This is a genomic window from Kitasatospora sp. NPDC093679 (assembly GCF_040683455.1).
Lineage (GTDB): Bacteria > Actinomycetota > Actinomycetes > Streptomycetales > Streptomycetaceae > Kitasatospora > Kitasatospora arboriphila.
The window spans coordinates 17,112-38,609 of the sequence record NZ_JBFBDW010000012.1 but is presented as its reverse complement, the minus strand read 5'-3'; the positions used below and the strand labels follow the sequence as shown (position 1 = coordinate 38,609).

At 74.6% G+C, this 21,498-nt stretch carries 22 protein-coding genes and 1 riboswitch; of the genes, 15 read left to right on the top strand and 7 right to left on the bottom strand.

The window, feature by feature from the left end:
- Positions 1 to 98: 98 nt before the first annotated feature.
- Positions 99 to 425 (bottom strand): divalent-cation tolerance protein CutA, encoded by a 327-nt coding sequence (gene cutA / locus AB0O09_RS12925; RefSeq protein WP_363541656.1) that lies wholly within the window; start codon positions 423 to 425, stop codon positions 99 to 101.
- An 80-nt stretch (positions 426 to 505) separates the two neighbouring features.
- Entirely contained in the window at positions 506 to 1,543 is a 1,038-nt protein-coding gene (locus AB0O09_RS12920) for a M4 family metallopeptidase (RefSeq protein ID WP_363541654.1), read from the bottom strand.
- Positions 1,544 to 1,988: 445 nt separating this feature from the next.
- A riboswitch (FMN riboswitch) is annotated at positions 1,989 to 2,116 on the top strand.
- A 161-nt stretch (positions 2,117 to 2,277) separates the two neighbouring features.
- Here AB0O09_RS12920 and AB0O09_RS12915 point away from each other — a divergent pair.
- The 9 genes from AB0O09_RS12915 to AB0O09_RS12875 all read left to right on the top strand — a co-directional run bounded on the left by AB0O09_RS12915 (position 2,278) and on the right by AB0O09_RS12875 (position 9,722).
- The gene (locus AB0O09_RS12915) at positions 2,278 to 2,940 is read left to right on the top strand and encodes a riboflavin synthase (RefSeq protein ID WP_363541653.1); all 663 of its coding nucleotides are present in this window, start codon (positions 2,278 to 2,280) and stop codon (positions 2,938 to 2,940) included.
- 56 nt (positions 2,941 to 2,996) lie between these two features.
- Positions 2,997 to 3,584, top strand: coding sequence for a nicotinamide mononucleotide transporter family protein (locus tag AB0O09_RS12910; RefSeq protein WP_363541782.1), 588 nt, complete (start codon positions 2,997 to 2,999; stop codon positions 3,582 to 3,584).
- On the top strand, positions 3,581 to 4,840 hold the full coding sequence (locus AB0O09_RS12905) for a bifunctional 3,4-dihydroxy-2-butanone-4-phosphate synthase/GTP cyclohydrolase II (protein ID WP_363541652.1): 1,260 nt from the start codon (positions 3,581 to 3,583) through the stop codon (positions 4,838 to 4,840). The genes AB0O09_RS12910 and AB0O09_RS12905 overlap by 4 nt, the downstream gene beginning before the upstream one ends.
- 64 nt (positions 4,841 to 4,904) lie before the next feature.
- A complete protein-coding gene (gene ribH / locus AB0O09_RS12900; protein WP_344626553.1) occupies positions 4,905 to 5,390 on the top strand; it encodes a 6,7-dimethyl-8-ribityllumazine synthase in 486 nt (161 codons plus the stop codon).
- An 83-nt stretch (positions 5,391 to 5,473) separates the two neighbouring features.
- Complete coding sequence (locus tag AB0O09_RS12895) at positions 5,474 to 5,746, top strand: phosphoribosyl-ATP diphosphatase (protein ID WP_100887339.1); 273 nt, start codon at positions 5,474 to 5,476, stop codon at positions 5,744 to 5,746.
- A gap of 46 nt (positions 5,747 to 5,792) precedes the next feature.
- On the top strand, positions 5,793 to 6,641 hold the full coding sequence (gene hisG, locus AB0O09_RS12890; protein WP_344626552.1) for an ATP phosphoribosyltransferase: 849 nt from the start codon (positions 5,793 to 5,795) through the stop codon (positions 6,639 to 6,641).
- A 60-nt stretch (positions 6,642 to 6,701) separates the two neighbouring features.
- The gene (locus AB0O09_RS12885; RefSeq protein WP_363541651.1) at positions 6,702 to 7,148 is read left to right on the top strand and encodes a PH domain-containing protein; all 447 of its coding nucleotides are present in this window, start codon (positions 6,702 to 6,704) and stop codon (positions 7,146 to 7,148) included.
- Between the two features lie 187 nt (positions 7,149 to 7,335).
- Positions 7,336 to 8,685, top strand: coding sequence for a hemolysin family protein (locus AB0O09_RS12880; RefSeq protein ID WP_363541650.1), 1,350 nt, complete (start codon positions 7,336 to 7,338; stop codon positions 8,683 to 8,685).
- Positions 8,682 to 9,722 (top strand): hemolysin family protein, encoded by a 1,041-nt coding sequence (locus AB0O09_RS12875; RefSeq protein WP_363541649.1) that lies wholly within the window; start codon positions 8,682 to 8,684, stop codon positions 9,720 to 9,722. The genes AB0O09_RS12880 and AB0O09_RS12875 overlap by 4 nt, the downstream gene beginning before the upstream one ends.
- A gap of 30 nt (positions 9,723 to 9,752) precedes the next feature.
- On the opposite strand, the gene AB0O09_RS12870 is transcribed toward AB0O09_RS12875, so the two are convergent.
- The 4 genes from AB0O09_RS12870 to AB0O09_RS12855 all read right to left on the bottom strand — a co-directional run bounded on the left by AB0O09_RS12870 (position 9,753) and on the right by AB0O09_RS12855 (position 14,291).
- Positions 9,753 to 10,442 (bottom strand): YoaK family protein, encoded by a 690-nt coding sequence (locus AB0O09_RS12870; protein ID WP_363541648.1) that lies wholly within the window; start codon positions 10,440 to 10,442, stop codon positions 9,753 to 9,755.
- 93 nt (positions 10,443 to 10,535) lie between these two features.
- Positions 10,536 to 12,440, bottom strand: coding sequence for an AAA family ATPase (locus tag AB0O09_RS12865; RefSeq protein ID WP_363541647.1), 1,905 nt, complete (start codon positions 12,438 to 12,440; stop codon positions 10,536 to 10,538).
- Positions 12,441 to 12,830: 390 nt separating this feature from the next.
- Positions 12,831 to 13,418, bottom strand: coding sequence for a hypothetical protein (locus AB0O09_RS12860; protein WP_363541646.1), 588 nt, complete (start codon positions 13,416 to 13,418; stop codon positions 12,831 to 12,833).
- A gap of 465 nt (positions 13,419 to 13,883) precedes the next feature.
- Complete coding sequence (locus AB0O09_RS12855; protein ID WP_344626545.1) at positions 13,884 to 14,291, bottom strand: hypothetical protein; 408 nt, start codon at positions 14,289 to 14,291, stop codon at positions 13,884 to 13,886.
- A gap of 250 nt (positions 14,292 to 14,541) precedes the next feature.
- Here AB0O09_RS12855 and AB0O09_RS12850 point away from each other — a divergent pair, with 250 nt between their 5' ends.
- The 6 genes from AB0O09_RS12850 to fxsA all read left to right on the top strand — a co-directional run bounded on the left by AB0O09_RS12850 (position 14,542) and on the right by fxsA (position 20,895).
- Positions 14,542 to 14,982, top strand: coding sequence for an Lrp/AsnC family transcriptional regulator (locus AB0O09_RS12850; protein WP_344626544.1), 441 nt, complete (start codon positions 14,542 to 14,544; stop codon positions 14,980 to 14,982).
- A gap of 63 nt (positions 14,983 to 15,045) precedes the next feature.
- Positions 15,046 to 16,659 (top strand): amidohydrolase family protein, encoded by a 1,614-nt coding sequence (locus tag AB0O09_RS12845; RefSeq protein ID WP_363541645.1) that lies wholly within the window; start codon positions 15,046 to 15,048, stop codon positions 16,657 to 16,659.
- A gap of 398 nt (positions 16,660 to 17,057) precedes the next feature.
- The gene (locus AB0O09_RS12840; RefSeq protein WP_363541643.1) at positions 17,058 to 17,651 is read left to right on the top strand and encodes a TetR/AcrR family transcriptional regulator; all 594 of its coding nucleotides are present in this window, start codon (positions 17,058 to 17,060) and stop codon (positions 17,649 to 17,651) included.
- 23 nt (positions 17,652 to 17,674) lie between these two features.
- A complete protein-coding gene (locus tag AB0O09_RS12835; RefSeq protein WP_363541642.1) occupies positions 17,675 to 18,481 on the top strand; it encodes a phosphatase PAP2 family protein in 807 nt (268 codons plus the stop codon).
- Positions 18,482 to 18,624: 143 nt separating this feature from the next.
- On the top strand, positions 18,625 to 20,274 hold the full coding sequence (gene lnt, locus AB0O09_RS12830) for an apolipoprotein N-acyltransferase (RefSeq protein WP_363541781.1): 1,650 nt from the start codon (positions 18,625 to 18,627) through the stop codon (positions 20,272 to 20,274).
- Positions 20,275 to 20,328: 54 nt separating this feature from the next.
- Positions 20,329 to 20,895, top strand: a complete 567-nt coding sequence (fxsA, locus tag AB0O09_RS12825; protein ID WP_363541641.1) for an FxsA family membrane protein — start codon at positions 20,329 to 20,331, stop codon at positions 20,893 to 20,895.
- Between the two features lie 157 nt (positions 20,896 to 21,052).
- On the opposite strand, the gene AB0O09_RS12820 is transcribed toward fxsA, so the two are convergent.
- Positions 21,053 to 21,427: an RNA polymerase-binding protein RbpA gene (locus AB0O09_RS12820; RefSeq protein WP_030276069.1), complete on the bottom strand. Its 375-nt coding sequence runs from the start codon at positions 21,425 to 21,427 to the stop codon at positions 21,053 to 21,055.
- Positions 21,428 to 21,498: the final 71 nt, after the last annotated feature.

Sequence of the window (21,498 nt, the reverse complement as noted above, 5' to 3'; positions counted from 1 at the left end):
GCTCCGACGCCCGCTCCATGCTGGCACGACGGCCACCGGCCGCCCGGCACCCTCGGTGACGGCGTGTCAGCCCGGCGGCGGGAGGGGCCGGCAGGAGGTCACGGCCCGGCGGTCTCCGCCGCCACCCACGCCAGGTACGCCTCCGAGCCGGCCACCACCGGCACGGCCACCACCTCCGGGGTCTCGTAGCCGTGGTGCTCCCGGAGGAAGGCGGTGAGCCGGTCCACGACGCCGGCCGTGGTCTTGAAGTCGATCCGCCACTCGGGCTCCGACCGCACCTCGCCCTCCCACCGGTACACCGAACCGATCGGGTACACCTGCGCGCAGGCGGCCAGCCGCTCCCGCACCACCAGCTCGGCCAGCGCGCGGGCCTTCTCCTGCGCGTCGTGGGTCGTGGTCACCACGAGGACGTCACGGGTCGTCATGCCGCCGAGCCTACGCGCGACGGCGCGCCGCCCCCGGCCCCACCGCGGCGGACGGTGGGGCCGGGGGCGGCGGGAGCCGCTCAGAGGCCCGGGATCTGCCGCGCGGCGAAGGCCTTCCGGACGGTGTCCGCGGTGCTCGCGCCGTACATCCGGCGGGCGGTGTCCACGGTCGCCAGGGCGGCCGCCGAGAAGGACGTGTCGGGCGCGAAGGAGAACTGCGCGTTCACGATGATCCGGTCGGCCGTGCGGGCCCCCAGCGCCTTGCGGACGTCGTACAGCGCCTGCGACCAGATCTCGCCGTCGGCGTGCACCTCGCCGACCTTGTCGCCGTACACCTTGCCGGTGTCCAGGCGGCGCAGGCAGTGCACCGGGCCGGCGGTGTAACCGGTCGAGTCCCAGTCCGCCACGCAGGCCTCCGGGGTGCGCGCCGTCCAGCCGTACTTCGCGTCGGCGGCGGCGCCCACCGCCACCGCCAGGTAGTCGCCGAACGCCTCGCCGATCGCCCCGGCCTCCGCCGACGCCCCGAAGCCCGGCACCTGCGCCTCGTGCACCGCGTGCCCGTACTCGTGGACGATCACCTCGGCGTCCTCCGCGTCGTCCACCCCGCCCTTGCCGAAGCGGATCTCGTCCTTCTTGTCGGTGAAGAAGGAGTTGTCCGCCCCCCACTGGTTGATCCGCACCGGCTGCGCCCGGTCGTTCGCACCCGGCAGCTCACTGCCGAAGCCCAGGCCCTGCAGGTACTCCTGCGCCTCGTTGACCCAGAAGTACGCCATCACCTGCTCGAACCGGTCGTCGTCCCGGGTGAACGTGAAGCCGCCGGACGGCGAGTACGCGGGCGCCCCGGTCTCCGAGCGGACCACCGCCCACCGGCCCGACAGGTAGCCGCTGCCGTCCAGGTTCCGCAGCGCGACCTGCGCGTAGGCGGACGCGGGCACGGCCGAGGCCGCGTCCTTGGCGTCCGTCAGCGACTCGTCGCCCGAGGACTGCACCGGATTGACCATGAAGACCCGGCCGACCGCACCGGCCGCGGCCGGGGCGGGCTTGGCGGCCGCGGGAGTGGCGGCGAGACCGGCCGCAGTGGCGAGCACGGCGGCGGTGGCGACGGCGAGACGGGGCACGCGGGCAGGACGGGACACGGGTCCTCCAGAGCGGGGCGAGGGTTGCTGCGGGATCATTCCGTACGACCGAACCCGGTGACCAGGGGTAGGAAGCGACGAATTTCCCCGGATCCCCGCCGGACCGGACGGAGAATCTGCGGGCGGGGGCCGGATCCGCACCAAACCCTGCGGTCGCGGGTCCGCCGCGCGCGGGCACACCGGCCGGCGGACCCGGAGCCGGGCGCCCCGCCGGGGAGGCACGCCGAGGAGGTGCGGCCGATCCGCCCCCGAGGGCGCCGCCGTTGACACGCCCTCAGGGCCGGCGGAGGGCGTGCTCGGCGCCGCCGCCGCGGCCGGGCGGGCTATTCCCGTGACCGGCCGGTCGCCGAGTGAAACAGACCACAGGCCCACCCCCTGCTGCTGCGGCGCCGATCATGGCAGAATGACGGCAGTAGTAGTGACGTTCAGCGCACTCCGGGGTCGGTGAAAATCCGAACCGGCGGTTACAGTCCGCGACCCGTCCGCAGCCAGCGGCCGGTTGACCAGGTGAAATTCCTGGACCGACGGTTAAAGTCCGGATGGGAGGCGTGCGCGGCGGACGAGCAGGTCCACGGCCCGGCGACGGGTCGTGGAGATCGGACAGGAGAGCTCTCTTCGGCGACGGCGCCGGAGGCGGGTTCCCTCCCGGTCGTGCTGTCCGCGTCATCTCCCGTGCCGCCCCGGAGTCCGCGCCCCTAAGCGCGAGGAGAACCCGGGTGTTCACCGGCATCATCGAAGAGCTCGGCGAGGTCGTCTCCATCGAGGAGATCGGCGACTCCTCGCGTATCCGCCTGCGCGGCCCGGTGGTCTGTTCCGGTGCGAAGCACGGCGACTCCATCGCGGTCAACGGCGTCTGCCTGACCGTCGTCGACAGCCCCGAGGAACTGGCCGCCGAGACCGGTGAGTTCAGCGCCGACGTGATGGCCGAGACGCTGCACCGCTCCAGCCTCGGCGCCCTGCGGCCCGGCTCGCGGGTCAACCTGGAGCGGGCCATGGCGCTCGGCGCCCGGCTCGGCGGGCACCTCGTCCAGGGCCACGTCGACGCCACCGGCGAGCTGCTCTCCCGCGCCCCCGGCGACCTCGACGCCGACGGCGACCCCCGCTGGGAGGTGCTGCGCTTCTCGCTGCCGCGGTCTATCACCCGGTACCTGGTCGAGAAGGGCTCGATCACCGTCGACGGCGTCAGCCTGACCGTCGTCGACGCCGCCCTCGACTCCTTCAGCGTCTCGCTGATCCCCGCCACCCTCGAACTGACCACCCTCGGCACCAAGGCCGTCGGCGACCCGGTCAACCTCGAGGTGGACGTCCTCGCCAAGTACGTCGAGCGGCTGCTCGACACCCGCACCCTGCCCGACCACCTCGCGAAGGACGCCTCGTGAGCGCGCTGACCTCGGTGGCCTTCACCGCCTTCGGCGAGCAGGTGAAGTGGGCCGACATGATCGGCAACCTGCTCGGCCTGGCCGCGCTCGCCCTCGGCTGGCGCCGCTCGGTGCTCAGCTGGCCCGTCCAGCTGCTGGCCGGCGCCGTCCTCGTCGCCGCCTTCCTCGGCGGGCAGGCCCCCGGCATGGTCGGCAAGCAGCTGGTCGTCATCGTGACCGCGGCCTGGGGCTGGGCGCAGTGGCAGCGCGGCCGGCGCGACGGCGGCGCGCTCGCCGTCCGGTTCGCCTCCTGGCGCGAGCGCGCCCTGCTGGTGGCCGGTGCCGCACTCGGCACCGCCGCCGTGGCGGGCCTGTTCACGGCCTTCCCGAAGCTGTCCTGGGCCCCCTGGCTGGACGCCTACATCTTCGTCGGCACCCTGACGGCGATGGTCGCCCAGGCCCGCGGATGGGTGGAGTTCTGGTTCGCCTGGATCGCCGTCGACCTGATCGGCGTCCCGTACTCCTACACCCACGGCTACGTCTTCTCCGCCCTCACCTTCGCCATCTACTTCGTGCTGGTGCTGCTCGGCCTGCGGACCTGGTGGCTGAGCACCCGTACGGCCCGTCCCTCGACCGCCAACGTCCCGCAGGGAGTCACGGCATGACCATCCAGCACCCCGACGAGCTCGCCCTCGACCCGGTCGAGCGCGCCATCGCCGACATCGCCCTCGGCCGCGCGGTGATCGTGGTCGACGACGAGGACCGCGAGAACGAGGGCGACATCGTCTTCGCCGCCTCCGCCGCGACCCCCGAACTCCTCGCCTTCACCATCCGCTACAGCTCCGGCGTGATCTGCGCCCCGATGACCGGCGAGGAGCTCGACCGGCTCAAGCTGCCGCCGATGACCGCCGTCAACGAGGACCGCAAGGGCACCGCCTACAGCATCTCCGTCGACGCCCGGGACGGCGTGGACACCGGCATCTCCGCCGCCGACCGCGCCCGCACGATCCGGCTGCTCTCCTCGCCCGGCACCGAGGCCGCCGACCTCACCCGCCCCGGCCACGTCTTCCCGCTGCGCGCGGTGGACGGCGGCGTCCTCGTCCGCCCCGGCCACACCGAGGCCTCCGTCGACCTCGCCCGGCTGGCCGGCCTCGCCCCGGCCGGCGCCATCGCCGAGGTCGTCAACGACGACGGCACCATGGCCCGGCTGCCCGAACTCGTCGCCTTCGCCCGCGAGCACGGCCTCGCGATCATCTCCATCGAGGACCTGATCGCCTACCGCCGCCGCACCGAGCTGCACGTCGACCGGGCCGCCGTCACCGCGCTGCCCACCGAGTACGGCGACTTCACCGCCGTCGGCTACAAGGGCACCATCGACGGCGTCGAGCACCTCGCGCTGGTCGCCGGCGGCCTCGACGCCGACGGCCGCCTGCCCGAGGGCGAGGACGTCCTCGTCCGGCTGCACTCCGAGTGCCTCACCGGCGACGTGCTCGGCTCGCTGCGCTGCGACTGCGGCCCGCAACTGCAGGCCTCGCTGCGCCAGGTCGCCGAGGCCGGCCGCGGCGTCGTCCTCTACCTGCGCGGGCACGAGGGCCGCGGCATCGGCCTCAGCCACAAGCTGCGCGCCTACGAGCTGCAGGAGCGCGGCCGCGACACCGTCGACGCCAACCTGGACCTCGGCCTGCCCGCGGACGCCCGGGACTACTCGATCGGCGCGCAGATGCTCTCCGACCTCGGCGTCCGCTCGCTCACCCTGCTGACCAACAACCCGCACAAGCAGAACGCGCTCACCGAGCACGGCCTGAAGGTGAAGGGCCGGCTGCCCGTCGAGGTCCGGGTCGGCGAGCACAACGAGCGCTACCTGCGCACCAAGCGGGACCGGATGGGCCACGACCTGCCGTGGCTCGACGCCGACTCCTGAGCCACCCCGCACCACCACAGCCTTCGCACACCGGCACAGCCTTCGAGACAGAGAGAAGTACGACGTGAGCGGCCACGGAGCCCCCGAGCTGACCATCAAGAACTGCGCCGACCTGCGGGTCGCGGTGATCGCCGCGCAGTGGCACGACCAGGTGATGAACGGCCTGCTGGACGGCGCCCACCGCGCCCTCAAGGAGCTCGGCATCGAGGAGCCGACCGTGCTGCGGGTGCCCGGCACCTTCGAGCTGCCGGTCGCCGCCAAGCACCTCGCCGGCCGCGGCTACGACGCCGTGGTCGCCCTCGGCGTGGTCATCCGCGGCGGCACCCCGCACTTCGACTACGTCTGCGAGGCCGCCACCATGGGCCTGACCCAGGTCGCGGTGGACACCGGCGTGCCGGTCGGCTTCGGCGTGCTGACCTGTGACGACGAGCAGCAGGCGCTGGACCGCGCAGGCCTGCCCGACTCGGCCGAGGACAAGGGCCACGAGGCGGTCACCGCGGCCGTCGCCACCGCGGTCGCGCTGCGCGGCGTCAGCGAGCCCTGGCGGTAGAACGGGGGATTGTCCCACCGGACTGTCCACGGTCCGGAACCGTTTACCGTCGGTCAGCCCGCACCCCGTATGGTGAGGTCATCATGGCTTCGAAGACATTCGAGGAGCTCTTCGCCGAGCTCCAGCAGAAGGCCGCCTCCGGCGACCCCTCGTCCTCCCGCACCGCGCAGCTCGTCCAGCAGGGCGTCCATGCGATCGGCAAGAAGGTCGTCGAGGAGGCCGCCGAGGTCTGGATGGCCGCCGAGTTCCAGTCGGACGAGCAGACGGCCGAGGAGATCTCCCAGCTCCTCTACCACCTTCAGGTGATGATGATCGCCCGCGGGCTGACGCTCGACGACGTGTACGCCCACCTCTGACCGCACCGTGTCAGCCATCCCTCCCACAGTGAAGGACCCATCTCCCATGCTCCGCATCGCCGTTCCCAACAAGGGTTCTCTCTCGGGTCCCGCGGCGGAGATGCTGCATGAGGCCGGCTACCGCCAGCGCAAGGACCCGAAGGAACTCGTGCTGGTCGACCCGGAGAACCAGGTCGAGTTCTTCTTCCTGCGGCCGCGGGACATCGCCGTGTACGTCGGCTCCGGCCGGCTCGACGTCGGCATCACCGGCCGCGACCTGCTGCTGGACTCCGGCGCGGACGCCGAGGAGGTGCTGGCCCTCGGCTTCGGCGGCTCCACCTTCCGCTTTGCCCGCCCGGTCGGCGTGCAGGTCGAGGACGTGCAGGGCCTGGAGGGCATGCGGATCGCCACCTCCTACACCGGCCTGGTCGAGCAGCACCTCGCCGAGCGCGGGGTGAAGGCCACCGTCACCAAGCTGGACGGCGCGGTCGAGACGGCCGTCCAGCTCGGGGTCGCCGACGTCATCGCGGACGTCGTCGAGACGGGCACCAGCCTGCGCAACGCCGGCCTGGAGGTGTTCGGCGACCCGATCCTGGTCTCCGACTCCGTGGTGATCCGTCCCAAGGGCGCCGGCGACGACGCGGGCGTCGAGCAGTTCCTGCGCCGCCTCCAGGGCGTCCTGGTGGCCCGCCGGTACGTGCTGATGGACTACGACATCCGCGCCGAGAAGGTGGGCGAGGCCGTCGCGCTGACTCCGGGCCTGGAGTCGCCGACCGTCTCGCCGCTGCACACCGAGGGCTGGGTGGCCGTCCGGTCCATGGTGCTCCGCAAGGAGGCCCAGCGGATCATGGACGACCTGTGGGCGATCGGCGCCCGCGCCATCCTGGTCACCAACATCCACGCCTGCCGCCTCTGACCGATCCTCCGGGGCGGGGGCCGGCCGGCCCCCGCCCCGCGCCTTCCTGGAGCCACCCCGTTGTCCACCCCCGCCGCCGTCCTGCCGGTGACCTGGTCGCCGCGCCGCAACCGCTTCGTGCTGCTGCCGCTCTGTGCCGTGCTGGTGATCGTGTTCACCGTGCTCGCCGTGATCCTCCCGGCGAACTGGCACACCAACGACCGCGCCATGATGGTGATCAGCGGACTCCTCTTCGCCGCCGTCGGCCTGATGCTCGCCCGGCCCCGGGTGAGCGCCGACGAGGACGGCGTCACGGTGGTCAACTTCGTCCGCAGCCGCCGCCTCGCCTGGGCCGAGATCGTCCGGGTGAACCTGCGGGCCGGCGACCCCTGGGTGATCCTCGACCTCGCCGACGGCACCTCGCTCGCCGCGGTCGGCATCCAGCCCGCCGCCGGCCGGGATCAGGCGATCACCGCCGCCCGGACGCTGCGCGACCTCGTCGACGAGCGCGGGACGGCGCGTCGCTGACGGCCCGCACAGGCCGGATCCCTACACTCGTTCGGTATCGTCTAGGCTGGTGACGGCTGGTAAAGCCAGGGCAAAAGTGCCCGCCGCCCCCGAACCGACCTGAGGAGTGACACTCCCCGTCCATGGACGATCCGTCCGGTAGTACCGGCGCCGCCCTGCGTCCGACCCTCGGCAGGCAGGCGGCACGATGACCACCGCCTGGCTGCTGTTGCTCGCGGCCTTCCTGCTCATCCTCGCGAACGGCCTCTTCGTGGCCGCCGAGTTCGCCTTCGTGACCGTGGAGCGCGGCACCGTCGAACGCGCCGCCAAGGCCGGCGACGTCCGGGCCCGCAGCCTCTCCAAGGCCCTGCGGCACCTCTCGTTCCAGCTCTCCGGCGCCCAGCTCGGCATCACCATCACCTCCCTGGTGGTCGGCATGCTCGCCGAGCCCGCCCTCTCCGTGATCCTCTCGCCGGTGTTCACCGCGATCGGCCTGTCCGAGGGCGCCGCCCGCGGCGCCGCCGTCGTGATCGGCATGATCGGCGCCACCGTGCTGCAGATGGTCATCGGCGAGCTCGTCCCGAAGAACTGGGCGATCTCCCGGCCGCTGCAGGTCGCGTACGCCGTCGTCGGCCCGCAGCGCGCCTTCTCCGCCGCCTGCCGCCCGCTGATCAGCTTCCTGAACGGCTCCGCGGACACGATGGTCCGCGCGCTCGGCATCGAACCGCAGGAGGAGCTGGGCCACGCCCGCACCCCCGCCGAACTCGTCGCCCTGGCCCGGCACTCCGCCCGCGCGGGTGCCATAGACCAGCAGTCCGCGACGCTCTTCGTGCGCACCTTCGGCCTCGGCCGGCTCACCGCCGAGTCCGTGATGACCCCGCGGATCGACGTGGTCGCGCTGCACCACGACGCCACCGCCGCCGACGTCGTCAACCTCGTCCGCGCCACCGGCCTGTCCCGGTTCCCGGTGTACGTGCACAACCTGGACGAGATCACCGGCACCGTCACGCTCAAGGACGCGCTCGCCGTCCCCGAGGACCGCCGCGGGCACACCCGCGTCGCCCACCTCGCCTCCCCGCCGCTGCTCGTCCCCGAGACCCTGCCCGCCGAGCAACTGCTCGACCGGCTGCGCCGCCAGCAGCCGATGGCCGTCGTGGTCGACGAGTACGGCGGCACCGCCGGCGTCGTCACCGTCGAGGACATCGTCGAGGAGATCGTCGGCGAGGTGCAGGACGAGCACGACCCCGCCGACGAACCCGACCTGCGGCCGATGCCGGCCGAGAACGGCCTGCCCGTCTGGGAGGCCGACGGCCTCACCCGGACCGGCCAGCTGGAGATCATCGGCCTGCAGGCCCCGGAGGGCCCCTACGAGACCCTCGGCGGCCTGCTCGCCGACCTGCTCGGCAAACTGCCCGCCGTCGGCGACACCGCCGAACTGCCCGGCTGGCGCTTCACCGTGCTCGCCGTCGACCGGCACCGCACCGGCCGGGTCCGGATCCAGCGGACCGACCCCGACCTCGCGGGCGAGGGCGGCACGGACGGGGGGAAGGACCGATGACCTTCCTCCAACTGGCCGCAGCGATCCTGCTGCTGCTCGGCAACGCGTTCTTCGTCGGCGCCGAGTTCGCCGTCATCTCGGTGCGCCGCAGCCAGATCGAGCCGCTCGCCGAGTCCGGCAACCGGCGCGCCCGCACCGTGCTGCACGCACTGTCGAACGTCTCCGCGATGCTCGCCGCCGCCCAGCTCGGCATCACCGTCTGCTCGCTGGGCCTCGGTGCCCTCGCCGAGCCGACCATCGCCCACCTGCTGCACGACCCCTTCCACGCGGTCGGCGTGCCCGAGCCGCTGATGCACCCGCTCAGCTACGCGGTCTCGCTCGCCGTCGTGGTCTTCCTGCACATGGTGGTCGGCGAGATGGTGCCCAAGAACATCGCCCTCGCCGGCCCGGAGAAGGCCGCGCTCTGGCTCGGCCCGCCGCTCGACCGGCTCGCCCGGATCCTCCGCCCGTTCATCGCCTTCCTGAACGCCTTCGCCAACGCGGTCCTGCGGCTGTTCGGGGTCGACGCCAAGGACGAAGTCGAGTCGGTCTTCAACAGCGAGCAGCTGCTGCACCTGCTGGCCGACTCCGCCGACGCCGGACTGCTCGACGAGCAGCGCCAGGAGCGGCTGGAGGACGCCCTGGAGCTCGGCGAGCGGCCGGTCACCGAGGTGCTGCTGAAGCCCGACCAGCTGGTGACCGTCCCGGTCGGGGTGAGTGCCCGGGAGGTCGAACGGCTCGCCGTCCGCACCGGCTTCTCCCGCTTCCCGGTGGCCGACGCGGCCGGCACCGTGCTCGGCTACCTGCACGTCAAGGACGTCCTCGACCTGGACGACCCGGACGCGGCGATGCCCGAGCGGCTGCGCCGCCCGATCCCCGAGCTGCGCGCCGGACTGCCGCTGGACGACGCCCTCGGCGCCATGCGCCGGGCCGCCGCCCACCTGGCCGCCGTCGTCGACGCCGACGGCCGTCAGCTCGGCCTGGTCGCCCTGGAGGACGTCCTGGAGGAGCTGGTCGGCGAGGTCCACGACCCGGACCACCGCAGCGCCGCCCTGTAGGGGCCGCAGCCCGGTCCGCCGGCCCCGTGCTCACCGCACGGGGCCGGCGGCGTCCTGCCGCCCGCCGTAGACGGCGAACAGCGCGGCGGAGGCCAGCTCCACGGCCGCACCGGCCGCCAGCGGCGCCGCCGGTCCGGCCCGCAGCAGCAGGGCGCCGAGCGCCGCGCCGCCGCACATCACGACCACCGCCGAGGCGGCCCGCTCGCGCGAGTCCATCTCGGCGTGCACCCGCAGCAGGCCGGTCAGACCGCGGGTGAGCACGGTGGTCGGCAGGTCCGGGGCGGCGATCCGCAGCGCGATCGCGTTCCGCCAGCCCATCGCCAGCGCCAGCACGGCGAGCACCACCAGCGCCCGGCCCGAGGGCAGGTCCTGCTGCTCCGGCAGGCCGGCCGCGGCCACCGCGCCGACCGCCAGCAGCAGCCCGACCCCGGCCACCGCGGGCGGCGGCCAGCGCACCCCGTGCCGCCGCACCAGCGCCTCGTTCACCCGGTGGCCGAGCAGCGCGCCCAGCGAGAACGCGGCGAGGCCCAGCCCGGCACCGGCGACCGACACGTGCGCGCCGCCCAGTCCGAAGCCCAGGAAGAGGATGTTGCCGGTCATCACCGCGGTGTACACGTGGCCGAGGCCGAGGAAGCTCGCGGCCTCGACGATGCCGGTGACCGCCGTCAGCAGGAGCAGCGCCACGGTCTGCGGGGCGGGGCGCCGGGTCGTCGCGAGCACCCTTGTTGGTACCAGCCCGGCCGGGCGGGGCGGCGGAGACCGGCCGCAGGCACCGGGCCGCTCACCGGAACGGCGCACGCCCGGCGGCAGGGCTCAGCCGGTGCGGCCGTCGATCAGTTCGCCGTACGCCTGGAGCAGGTCCGGCAGGCGGAGGGTGGCGAGGTCCTCCCGGCTGGGGAGGTCGCGGTGGGCGCTGAGCCGCAGATCGCGGTACGCGCAGGACTTCTCGTACAGGGTGCGGATGAACCGGCCGTTGCCGAGCTCGTCTATCCAGCCCTCGCCGACCACGTGGGCGCAGATCGAGGAGAGCTCCTCCGCGGCGTCCTCGTCCCAGCCGTCGCCGCCCTCCAGCGCCAGGCTGCGGCCGATCTCGGTCAGCTCGCCGGGGCGGTAGCTCGGGAAGTCCACCCGGGTGGTGAACCGCGAGTTGAGGCCGGGGTTGGCCGCCAGCAGCCGGTTCATCCCCTCCGGGTAGCCGGCGAGGATCACCACCAGCCGGTCCCGGTTGTCCTCGGCCCGCTTCAGCAGCACCTGCAGCGCCTCGTCGCCGTAGGCGTCGCCCTTGCTGTAGCCGGAATTGGACAGGCTGTACGCCTCGTCGATGAACAGCACGCCGTCCAGCGCCGAGTCGATCAGGTCGTTCGCCTTCACCGCCGTCTGCCCCAGGAACTCGCCGACCAGGTCGGCCCGTTGGGCCTCCACCAGGTGGTCGCCGGAGAGCAGGCCGAGCGCGTGGAAGACCTGGCCGAGGATCCGCGCCACCGTCGTCTTGCCGGTGCCGGACGGCCCCGAGAAGACGAAGTGCCGCTTCGGCGGCTGCACCGGCAGCCCCCGCTCGGCCCGCAGCCGGGCCATCCGCAGCTGCGCCGAGAGCGCCCGCACCTGCCGCTTCACCGGGTCCAGACCGACCATCCGCTCCAGCTCGGCGAGGGCCGCCTCCAGTTCCTGCTGCAGGCCCGCCGCCGCGGGGCCCGCCGCGGCCGGCCCGCCCGCGGACTCGGCCTCGCCGGGCGTGCGCGGGGGAGCGGCCGGCGCGGCCTCCGCGGCGCCCGAGCGCTCCGCCACCGGCTCGGCCGCGGCCGGCGCGGCCGCCCCGCCCGGCTCGGTGCGCCCCAGCGCCCCGCCCAGGCCGCCGAAGCCCGGGGCGTCCGCCAGGTCGGCCGGCTCCCCGAAACCGGGCGGCAGGGCGAGCGGGGAGACCGCCTCCGGCACCGTCTCCACGGCGTCCAGCACGTCCGGACCGTCGAAGGACTGCTGCAGGTCCAGCGGGTCGACCAGACCGTCCAGCGCCGCGTCCTCGGAGGTGATCGCGGCGAGCCGGGCGGCGGTGTCCATGAACGCCGGGTCGGCCCGGTGCACCGCCCGGTACAGCGGCAGCGCGGCGGCGCTGCGGCCCGCCCCCTCGTAGGCGCGGGCCAGCCAGTAGCGCAGCTCCTTGCGCTGCGGCTGCTCCGAGCGGCAGCGGGCCAGCGAGGCGGCCAGCGGGGCCTGCGCCTGCGCGCACATGTCGAGCCTGACTCTCGCCATGCCGCCGAACAGGCCGGCCTCGATGCCCAGCAGCGGGTCGTCCAGCAGCCGGTCGGTGTCCCGGATCAGCTGCTCCCAGTCCTTCACCAGGTAGGAGCGGCAGGCGTGCAGGAAGCGCACCGACGGGTCCTCGTCGGGCGGCGGGCAGTCCGCCAGGGCGCGGTCGAGCTCGGCCAGGTGCCGGCCGTCGAGCCAGTGCGAGGCGTGCGCGAGCGCGAGGTCGCGGCCGTCCTCCAGCACCGGCTGCACCCACCAGCCGAGCCAGTACCAGGAGCTGAGCGGGCGCCGGTGGCGCAGCCGCTGCTCGCCGAAGCGGGCCCGGTGGCGGTGCATCGCGAGCAGGGCGCCGGAGGTGTCGCAGCGCAGTGCGTGCAGTCCGAGCCAGGCGTCGGCCATGCCCGGGTCCAGCCTGACGGCCGTACGGAACTCCTCCTCGGCGCGGGCGTAGGAGCCCGCCGCGTACGCGTCCATCGCCCTGAGCCAGGCCCGGTCGGCCTGCCTGTGCGGTCCTGTGCCACCGGAACCGTTGCCGCTGTCCACCGTCACCCCACGCCCCCCGCAGTGTGCATCGAGGCCCGGTCGGCCGACGGATCGCCGGACGGACCATCCGTCAGTTCGCGCAGCCCCCGGGGCGCATGCGCGCCTGCCTGGAATCGTACCGGGGCCGCGCTGATCCGGAAGGGTGCCGCGCCGGGTCAAATATCCGTGGCAGCGCGGTCGTTGAGCGGCGGGCGGCGAGGCCGCGAACGCAGAACGGCATCTCCGGCTCACGGGGGAACAAGCCGGAGATGCCGTGTCGAGAGGTTGCGAGATCAACCAATCTCGCGACGCCATGAACTTAAATCCTGGCGACAGCCCAGGTCAAGAGGGTGATGCGGGCTCACCGTGGGTACACCCGACGATCCTCCCGGTGATCCCGTCGACCGTCACGTCCGCGTGCGGACGGCTCGGGTCGGCGGTGAAGTGCGCCCGCTCCGCGCGGATCCAGCTCTGCCAGAACGCCGCCAGTTCCGGGCCGTCCCGCAGCAGCCCGCGGGCGTTCGCGGACGCGGCGTCAAGCTCCATCCACACCAGGTGGGCGAGCACCGGGCGCACCGCGCGCCGGCCCGCGCCCACCCCCTCCACCAGCACCACCGGGGCGGCCGGCACCGTGCACGGCTCGCCGAAGCGGTGCCGCTCCCAGTCGTACACCGGGTAGGTGGCGTCCTCGCCGCGCGCGAACGGGGCCAGCACCTGGTCGTGCAGCCGCCCCGTCCAGCCGAAGGGCTCCTCGTGCGTGGCCAGGTCGTCCAGGTGCACCACCGGGGCGCCGCCCAGTTCGGCGGCGAGCTTGTCGGCGAAGCTGGTCTTGCCCGAGCCCGCGTGTCCGTCGACCGCGACCAGCCGGACCGGGCCCAGGGACGGCGGCAGCGCCGCCAGCCGGATCGCGAGATCACCGAGTTCCGTCATGCGGCCAGCGTACGGCGGCGCACCGCCGGGACCGGAGCACCCCGGGGCGGGCACGCGTGCCGCGGCCCGGACGCGGCCCACCGGCGCGCCCGCGGCGGCGCCGTACGGCCCGACCTGCACGGGTGCCCCGCACCGCGCGGTCCGTGGGCGTCCCGTCAACCGGGCGGGGGAGCGGATCACCCGTCGGCACGGGCCGCACGCACCGCGGCCTCGCCCGAACCGGTGAGACCGGGCCGTCGGCGATCGGGCGTGTCGGGGGAGCGCCCGGCGGGCGCGGGGAGACCCGCGACGGTCCGGCCGGGCGGAGGGAACGGGATGCGTCGCCGCGGGGCCACCCACGGAGGTGGGGGCGCCGACGGCCGCGGGGGCGGCCGGCGGTCGCGCGGCACTGCGCCGGGGAGGCGGGCTCCGCCGGGGAAGCGGGCCGGGCCGGGCGGCCCGGCGCGGGGTTCGTCCGCCGGGCGGTCAGCGCCGGCGGGAACGCTGCGCGGGGATCCGCGCGGGGCCGTCGGAGGGCGCGCCGGCGTGCGAGAACGGCTGGGTGCGCCAGTCCAGTTCGGCGGGGAGCGTGAGCAGCGCGGCCAGACCGCCACCGCCGTCCTCGGCCGGCTCCTCGCACTCGGCGAGCTCGTCGGTCGGCGCGCCGGTGCCCGGGCAGAGCGCCGCGGAGAAGGGGTGCCACGCGGTCGGCAGCACGGCGTGCTGCGGGAGCCGCTCCTCGTCGCCGATCAGGGCGATCGGGCGGTCGCAGGCCGGGCAGTGCACGCGGACGATCTCCCACGTGTCGGCCTCGCCCGGGTCCACCCCCAGGGCGTACTCGAACTCGGTGCGTTCCTCGTCCTCGCTGCGCGGACGCTGGTCAGTAGCAGGCATGTGATCCCCCTCGGATCGGGCCGGGCCTTCGTCGGCCCCGGCCACCAGCAGCATTTCCCGCGGACGGGGGGTCATAACCCTGCGGAGCGGCGCACGGTGATGCACGGGCTGTGGCCTTCGCCACATTCCCGCGGCATGTGCCGCCGCGCCCGCGCCCCGTGCGCCCCCCGGCCGCCGCGGCGCACCCGCCGGGGCGGTGCGCCGACGCGGTGGCGACGCGGCCGTGCACCATCGAGTAGGTTTGCGCGTTGTGGAGGATCTCGACCAGCGCATCGTCCAGCTGCTCCTGCAGGACGGCAGGATGAGCTACACGGACCTGGGCAAGGCCACCGGCCTGTCCACCTCGGCGGTGCACCAGCGGGTGCGCCGCCTCGAACAGCGCGGCGTGATCCGCGGGTACACCGCGATCGTCGACCCGGAGGCCGTCGACCTGGCGCTGACCGCCTTCATCTCGGTCAAGCCCTTCGACCCGAGCGCCCCCGACGACACCCCGGAGCGGCTCGTCGGCCTGCCCGAGATCGAGGCGTGCCACAGCGTCGCCGGCGACGAGAACTACATCCTCAAGGTGCGCGTCGGCGCCCCCGGCGACCTGGAGGACCTGCTCGCCCGGATCCGCTCCGCCGCCGGCGTCTCCACCCGCACCACCGTCGTCCTCTCCACCCCGTACGAGGCGCGCCCCCCGAAGCTCTGACCCGGCCGCCGACCGGGAACCCCGGAGCCCCGGCCCGGCGGCCCCGGGGTGCAGACTGGGCCCATGACCGAACGCACCAACCGCACCGTGCTGCTGCGCGGCGGCAACGTCTACAGCCCCGCCGACCCCTTCGCGACCGCCATGCTGGTCGAGGGCGAACACATCGCCTGGGTCGGCAGCGACGGAGCGGCCGAGGCGTACGCCGACACCGCCGACGAGGTGGTGGACCTCCACGGTGCCCTGGTCACCCCGGCCTTCGTCGACGCCCACGTGCACGCCACCTCCACCGGCCTCGCCCTGACCGGCCTCGACCTCACCGGCTGCCCCACCCTCGCCGAGGCCCTCGACCGGATCGCGGCCGCCGCCCCCACCACCGACGGCGTCCTCATCGGCCACGGATGGGACGAGAGCGGCTGGCCCGAGGGCCGCCCGCCGACGCTCGCCGAACTCGACGCCGCCACCGCCGGCGCCCCCGCCTACCTGTCGCGCACCGACGTGCACTCGGCACTCGCCTCCACCGCCCTGCGCGCCCTCGCCCCCGGCCTCGCCGACCTCCCCGGCCACGACCCCGAGGGCCCGCTCAGCCGCGACGCCCACCACGCCGTCCGCCGCACCGCCCTCGCCCACCTGACCCCCGCTCAGCGCCGCACCGCCCAGCAGGCCGCCCTCGCCCGCGCCGCCGCCCTCGGCATCGGCGCCCTCCACGAGTGCGCAGGACCCGACATCTCCTCCGAGGACGACCTCGCCGAACTCCTCGCCCTCGCCGCCGAGGGCGACGGGCCCGAGGTCTTCGGCTACTGGGGCGAACTCGGCGGTATCGACACCGCCCGCCGCCTCGGCGCCGTCGGCGCCGGCGGCGACCTCTTCGTCGACGGCGCGCTCGGCTCCCGCACCGCCTGCCTGCACGCCCCCTACCGCGACGCCGGCACCGCCGACGCCCCCGTCCACGGCACCGCCTACCTGACGGCCGAACAGATCGCCGACCACGTCGCCGCCTGCACCGAGGCCGGACTGCAGGCCGGCTTCCACGCCATCGGCGACGCCGCGGTCGACGCCGTCGTGGCCGGAGTCCGCGCCGCCGCCGACCGGGTCGGACTCGACCGGGTCCGCGCCCGGCGGCACCGCGTCGAACACGCCGAGCACCTCGACGACAAGTCCGTCGCCGCCTTCGCCGAACTCGGCCTCACCGCCTCCGTCCAGCCCGCCTTCGACGCCGCCTGGGGCGGACCCGACGGCATGTACGTCCAGCGGCTGGGCGCGGAGCGGGCCGCCGCCCTCAACCCCTTCGCCGCGATGCTGCGGGCCGGCGTGCCGCTCGCCTTCGGCTCCGACGCCCCCGTCACCCCGCTCGACCCGTGGGGCACCGTCCGCGCCGCCGCCTTCCACCGGACCCCGGAGCACCGGATCTCCGTCCGCGCCGCCTTCACCGCCCACACCCGCGGCGGCTGGCGGGCCCTCGGCCGGGACGCCGACGGGGTGCTGGTGCCCGGCGCGGTCGCCAGCTACGCCGTCTGGGAGGTCGACGACCTGGTCGTCCAGGCCCCCGACTCCCGCGTCGCCGGCTGGTCCACCGACCCCCGCTCCGGCACCCCCGGCCTCCCCGACCTCACCCCCGGCCACCCCCTCCCCACCTGCCTCCGCACCGTCGTCCGCGGCCGCACCGTCCACCGGGCCTGAGACGCGAGCACCCAGGGGCAGCGACCCCGGGGACAACGACGTCAGGGGCGCGGGGAACTGCGCAATCCGGACGCGGCGCACTCACGGAGCCAGTGCAGCGAAATCAGGGGCGCTGAGGGCACCTCCCGGCCGAAGGCTGGTGGCGGGACTACGCGAGACGGAAGGGCAGTGTCCGTCAGCGGCTCGTGCACAGCGGACGCACCGCCGATCCGGACCACTGGTCGGCTTCCTTCCGGAGTCGCGCAGTTCCCCGCGCCCCCGTTTCGGCTTCACCAGTACCGCAGGGTGCCCTACCCGGAGTCGCGCAGCTCTCCGTGCCCTTGGCCGCTCGGACCGATTCGCAGGCGTAGGGTGAGTACGAAACCGTTTCGTTCCTTGCCGTTCGCCGGGAGGTCGCCATGGCGCCGGATGCCGAGCCGAAGGCGCGCCGCAGCCGCCTGACCGAGGAGCGCGAGCGCGAGCTGTACGAGGCCGTGATCGAGCTGCTCCGCGAGGCGGGGTACGACGCGCTGACGATGGACGCGATCGCCGCCCGGACCCGCTCCAGCAAGGCCACCCTCTACCGGCAGTGGAACGGCAAGCCGGAGCTGGTCGCGGCGGCCCTCCGCAGCTGCCGCCCCATCACCGCCGCCGACGTCGACACCGGCACCCTCCGCGGGGACCTCCGCGAACTGCTCCGCCTGCGCTGCGCGACCTCCCTCCGGGACGCCTCGCTGATGCGTGCCCTCGGCCAGGCGATGCACAAGGACCCGGACCTGCTCCGCGCCTTCCGCACCCTCGTCGTCGAGCCGGAGACGGCGGCCCTCGCCGCGATGCTCGACCGCGGGGTCCGCCGGGGCGAGCTGGCCGCGGACTGCCCGGCGGCGCCGTTCGTCCCGCACATGGTGCTGGGGGCCCTGGCCGCCCGTCCGCTGCTGGAGGGCGCCGAGGCCGACGCGGAGTACCTCGCCCGCTACGTGGACGCGGTGGTCCTCCCCGCCCTCGGCCTCTGACTCCCACCCCTCCCAGGACGGACATGCCACCCGCCGACCCGCAGCCCACCGCCCCGCCCGAGCAGCCCGCGCGCCCGCACCCCGTCCGCGAGCTGCTCCTCATCGCCGTCCTGTACACCGTCTACCGGCTGGGCCGGATCGCCGCCGAGGGCCACGTCCCGCAGGCGTTCCGCAACGCCACCGACGTGTGGAACCTGGAGCGCACCCTGCACCTCCCCGGCGAGGCGGACGTCCAGGACCTGCTGCTCCACAGCGACCTGCTGGTGCACACCGCGAACGCCTTCTACGCGACGGTGCACTTCCCGGCGACCGTGCTCTTCCTGCTCTGGACGTACTGGCGCCGCCCCGGGCACTACGTGTGGATACGGCGGGTGCTGACCGTCCTCACCGGCGCCGGCCTGGCGCTGCACCTGCTGCTGCCGCTGGCCCCGCCGAGGATGCTGGAGGTGACCGGGCTGGTCGACACGGCCCGGGTGTACGGCCCGGCCGTGTACGGCGACCCGGCCACCGACAGCCTGTCCAACCAGTTCGCGGCGATGCCGTCGCTGCACGTCGGCTGGGCGCTGACGGTGGCGGTCGGCCTGATCGCGGCGACCCGCTCCCGCTGGCGCCGGCTCTGGCTGCTGCACCCCGCGGTGACCTACCTGGTCGTGGTGGGCACGGCCAACCACTACTGGCTGGACGGCATCGTGGCGATCGCACTGACCGGCGCCGCCCTGCTGCTGCTCCGCCCGCCCGTCTCCGCCGGGCCCCCGCCGCCGCTGCGGCTGCCCGGACAGCGCCGCCCGGCCGTCCCGGCCCGCCCCGCCACCGCCGGCACCGCGCCCTGACCCCCGCGGCGACCCCGCGGGGAGCGCCCCCGCCGCACCCCGGCCCTCCGGAGGCACACTGATCCGGGGTACCGTCTTCGGACGGCCTCCCACCAGGGCGGACCGACAGGCGGTACGGCCAGAGGGACGGTGTACAGGTGGCACTGCCGGTGGAACAGGAGCGGCCGGTGGCGGACGAGGCGGACACCGCCGCACGCCCGCGGCCCGAGCGGCCCGGTCGCCCGGGACGGCCGGCCCGGATCCGCGCGGGCCTGCCCAGGACGGGCCTGGCCGTGCTCGCCGGTCTGCTGATGGTCGCCGCCTTCCCGCCGTACGACCTGTGGCCGCTGTCGATCGTCGGCGTCGCGGCGCTGTCGCTGCTGACCCGCGGCCGCACGCTGCGCCAGGGCGCCTGGACGGGCTTCGCCTTCGGCTTCCCGTTCTTCCTCGGCCTGCTGGCCTGGCTGCGGGTGGTCGGCTGGGACGCCACCGTCGGTCTGTCGGTGATCGAGGCGCTGTTCGTCGCCGCCATGGGCGCGGGCCTCGCCGCGACCTCCCGGCTGCGCGCCTGGCCGCTCTGGGCGGCCTGCCTCTGGGTGGCCCAGGAGTGGGCCCGCGACCGGCTGCCGCTCGGCGGCTTTCCGTGGGGCCGGCTGGCCTTCGCCAACACTGCGAGCCCCTTCACCGCGCTGGCCTCGCTCGGCGGCGCGCCGCTGGTGACCTTCGCCGTCGCGCTCTGCGGCACCCTGCTGGCGCGGGCCGCGCTGCGGCTGCGCCGCGGCCCGCGCCGCTCGCCGAAGGCCGCCGCACTGGCGGGCCTCGGCGCGGTGGCCGCGCTGCTCGCCGGCCTGGTCGTCCCCGTCCCGACCGAGGGCGACGACACGGTGAAGGTGGCCCTGGTGCAGGGCAACGTGCCGCACCCCGGCATGGACTTCCTGGGCCGCCCGATGCAGGTCCTCGACAACCACGCGAGCGAGACGGAGAAGCTCGCCGCGGACGTCGCCGCCGGCCGCGTCCCCAAGCCGGACATCGTCATCTGGCCGGAGAACGCCTCCGACCTGGACCCGTTCTCCGAGCCGGCCGCCTACCAGCGGATCGACCAGGCCGTCCGCGCGGTCGGCGTGCCGACCCTGGTCGGCGCCCTGGTCGACGGCCCGGACGCGCAGCACGTCCAGAACGAGGGCATCGTCTGGAGCCCGGCGACCGGCCCCGGAGCCTCCTACACCAAGCAGCACCCGGTGCCGTTCGGCGAGTACGTGCCGTTCCGCGCCGAGCTGTCCAAGGTGATCTCGCGCCTGCAGCGGGTCGCCCGCGACTTCTACCCCGGCGACCACAACGGCGTGATGCAGCTCGGCCCGGCCCGGATCGGCGACGTCATCTGCTTCGAGGTGGCCTACGACGAGATCGTCCGCGACACCGTCAACGACGGCGGCCGGATCCTCGTCGTGCAGACCAACAACGCCACCTACAACCGCACCGGCCAGACCGAGCAGCAGCTCGCCATGAGCCGGCTGCGCGCCGTCGAGCACGGCCGCGCCGTCCTGATCGCCGCGACCAGCGGCATCAGCGCCGTGATCGCCCCGGACGGCTCGGTGGTCTCCCGGACGAAGGAGCTCACCCCGGCGGTGCTCAACGCCACGGTGCCGCTGCGCGACTCCCGCACGGTGGCCGACCGGGTCGGTGCCGCGCCGGAGTGGGCACTGGCCGCGGCGGGCCTGCTGGCCTGCGGTGCGGTGGCCGTCGGCGCCGTCCGCCGGCGCCGTTCGGGCGGAACACCCGAGGCGGCGGAGCCGTTGGACCAGGTGGTGCCGTAGTCGCGGCCGGAGCGTCCGGCCGGTGGGAGAGCACCTCCGGAGTGGATCCGTCCCGTGTCCCAGCAAGCAACCACGGCCCGGCCGGCGCGCCGCAGCACGCTGCGCCGGGCGCTTCCCCTGCTCGTCGCCGCCTGGCTGGTGCTGGAGATCTGGCTGGTCACGGTGGTGGCCTCGGCGGCCGGCTGGTTCACCGTGCTGGTGCTGCTGCTGGCCGGGGTGTTCACCGGCGGCTGGCTGATCAAGCGTGCGGGGCTGCGGGCCTTCTCCGCCGCCGTCGAGCAGAGCCGCGACCCCCGGCCGAAGCAGGCGCAGACCGCGACGACCATGACGGTCCTCGCGGGCGTGCTGCTGATCGTGCCGGGCTTCCTGTCGGACGTGCTGGCGCTGACGCTGCTCTTCCCGCCGACACGGGCGCTGTGGCGGGCCGGTGCCCGCCGGGCGGCGCGCGACGTTCTGCGTTCGACGGCCCCGGTCGGTGAGGACCGCTTCGCGGACGCGATGCGGCTGCAGGAGCAGCTGCGCATCCACCGCCCCGGCGGCACGGTGATCCAGGGCGAGGTGGTGGAGCCGGGCGGCGGCCCCGGTCCGGACACCGAGTACCGCCCGCCGATCACCGGCTGAGCAGACCCCGCACGACGCCCCCGGGCCGCCCGCCCGGGGGCGTCGGCGTGCCGCCCGTCCTCCCGGGACGGCTCCGGGCATGCCGAAGGGCCCGGACGCCTTCGTCCGGGCCCTTCACGGTTGTCGGTACCGCCCCCGGCACGGCCGGGGGAGGACCTCACGCGCTCTTGCGGCTGTCGCGCGGGTGGACCGCGAGGTTCATGCCACCGGAGCGGAGAACGGCCAGCCGCTCGGCCAGCACCTCCTCCAGCTCCTCGCGCGTCCGACGCTCCATCAGCATGTCCCAATGGGTGCGCGTCGGCTTGGTCTTCTTCTCCTCCGGCTCCTCACCGTCGAGGAGTACGGCCTCCTGGCCGCAGAAACGGCACTCCCACACCGAGGGAATCTCCGCCTCCACGGAGAAGGGGACCTCGAAGCGGTGTCCGTTCTGACATGCGTACTCGACGGTCTGGCGGGGAGCCAGATCGATACCACGGTCGGTCTCGTAGCTAGTGGCCCCGAGTCGCGTGCCGCGGAGAGCTCGCTCGCTCATGAATCGTGCCTCCCGGGCTTATGGCCCACAGGACTAGTGGTCGCTGTCTTCGTCGTTCGGTCAACGCTCGG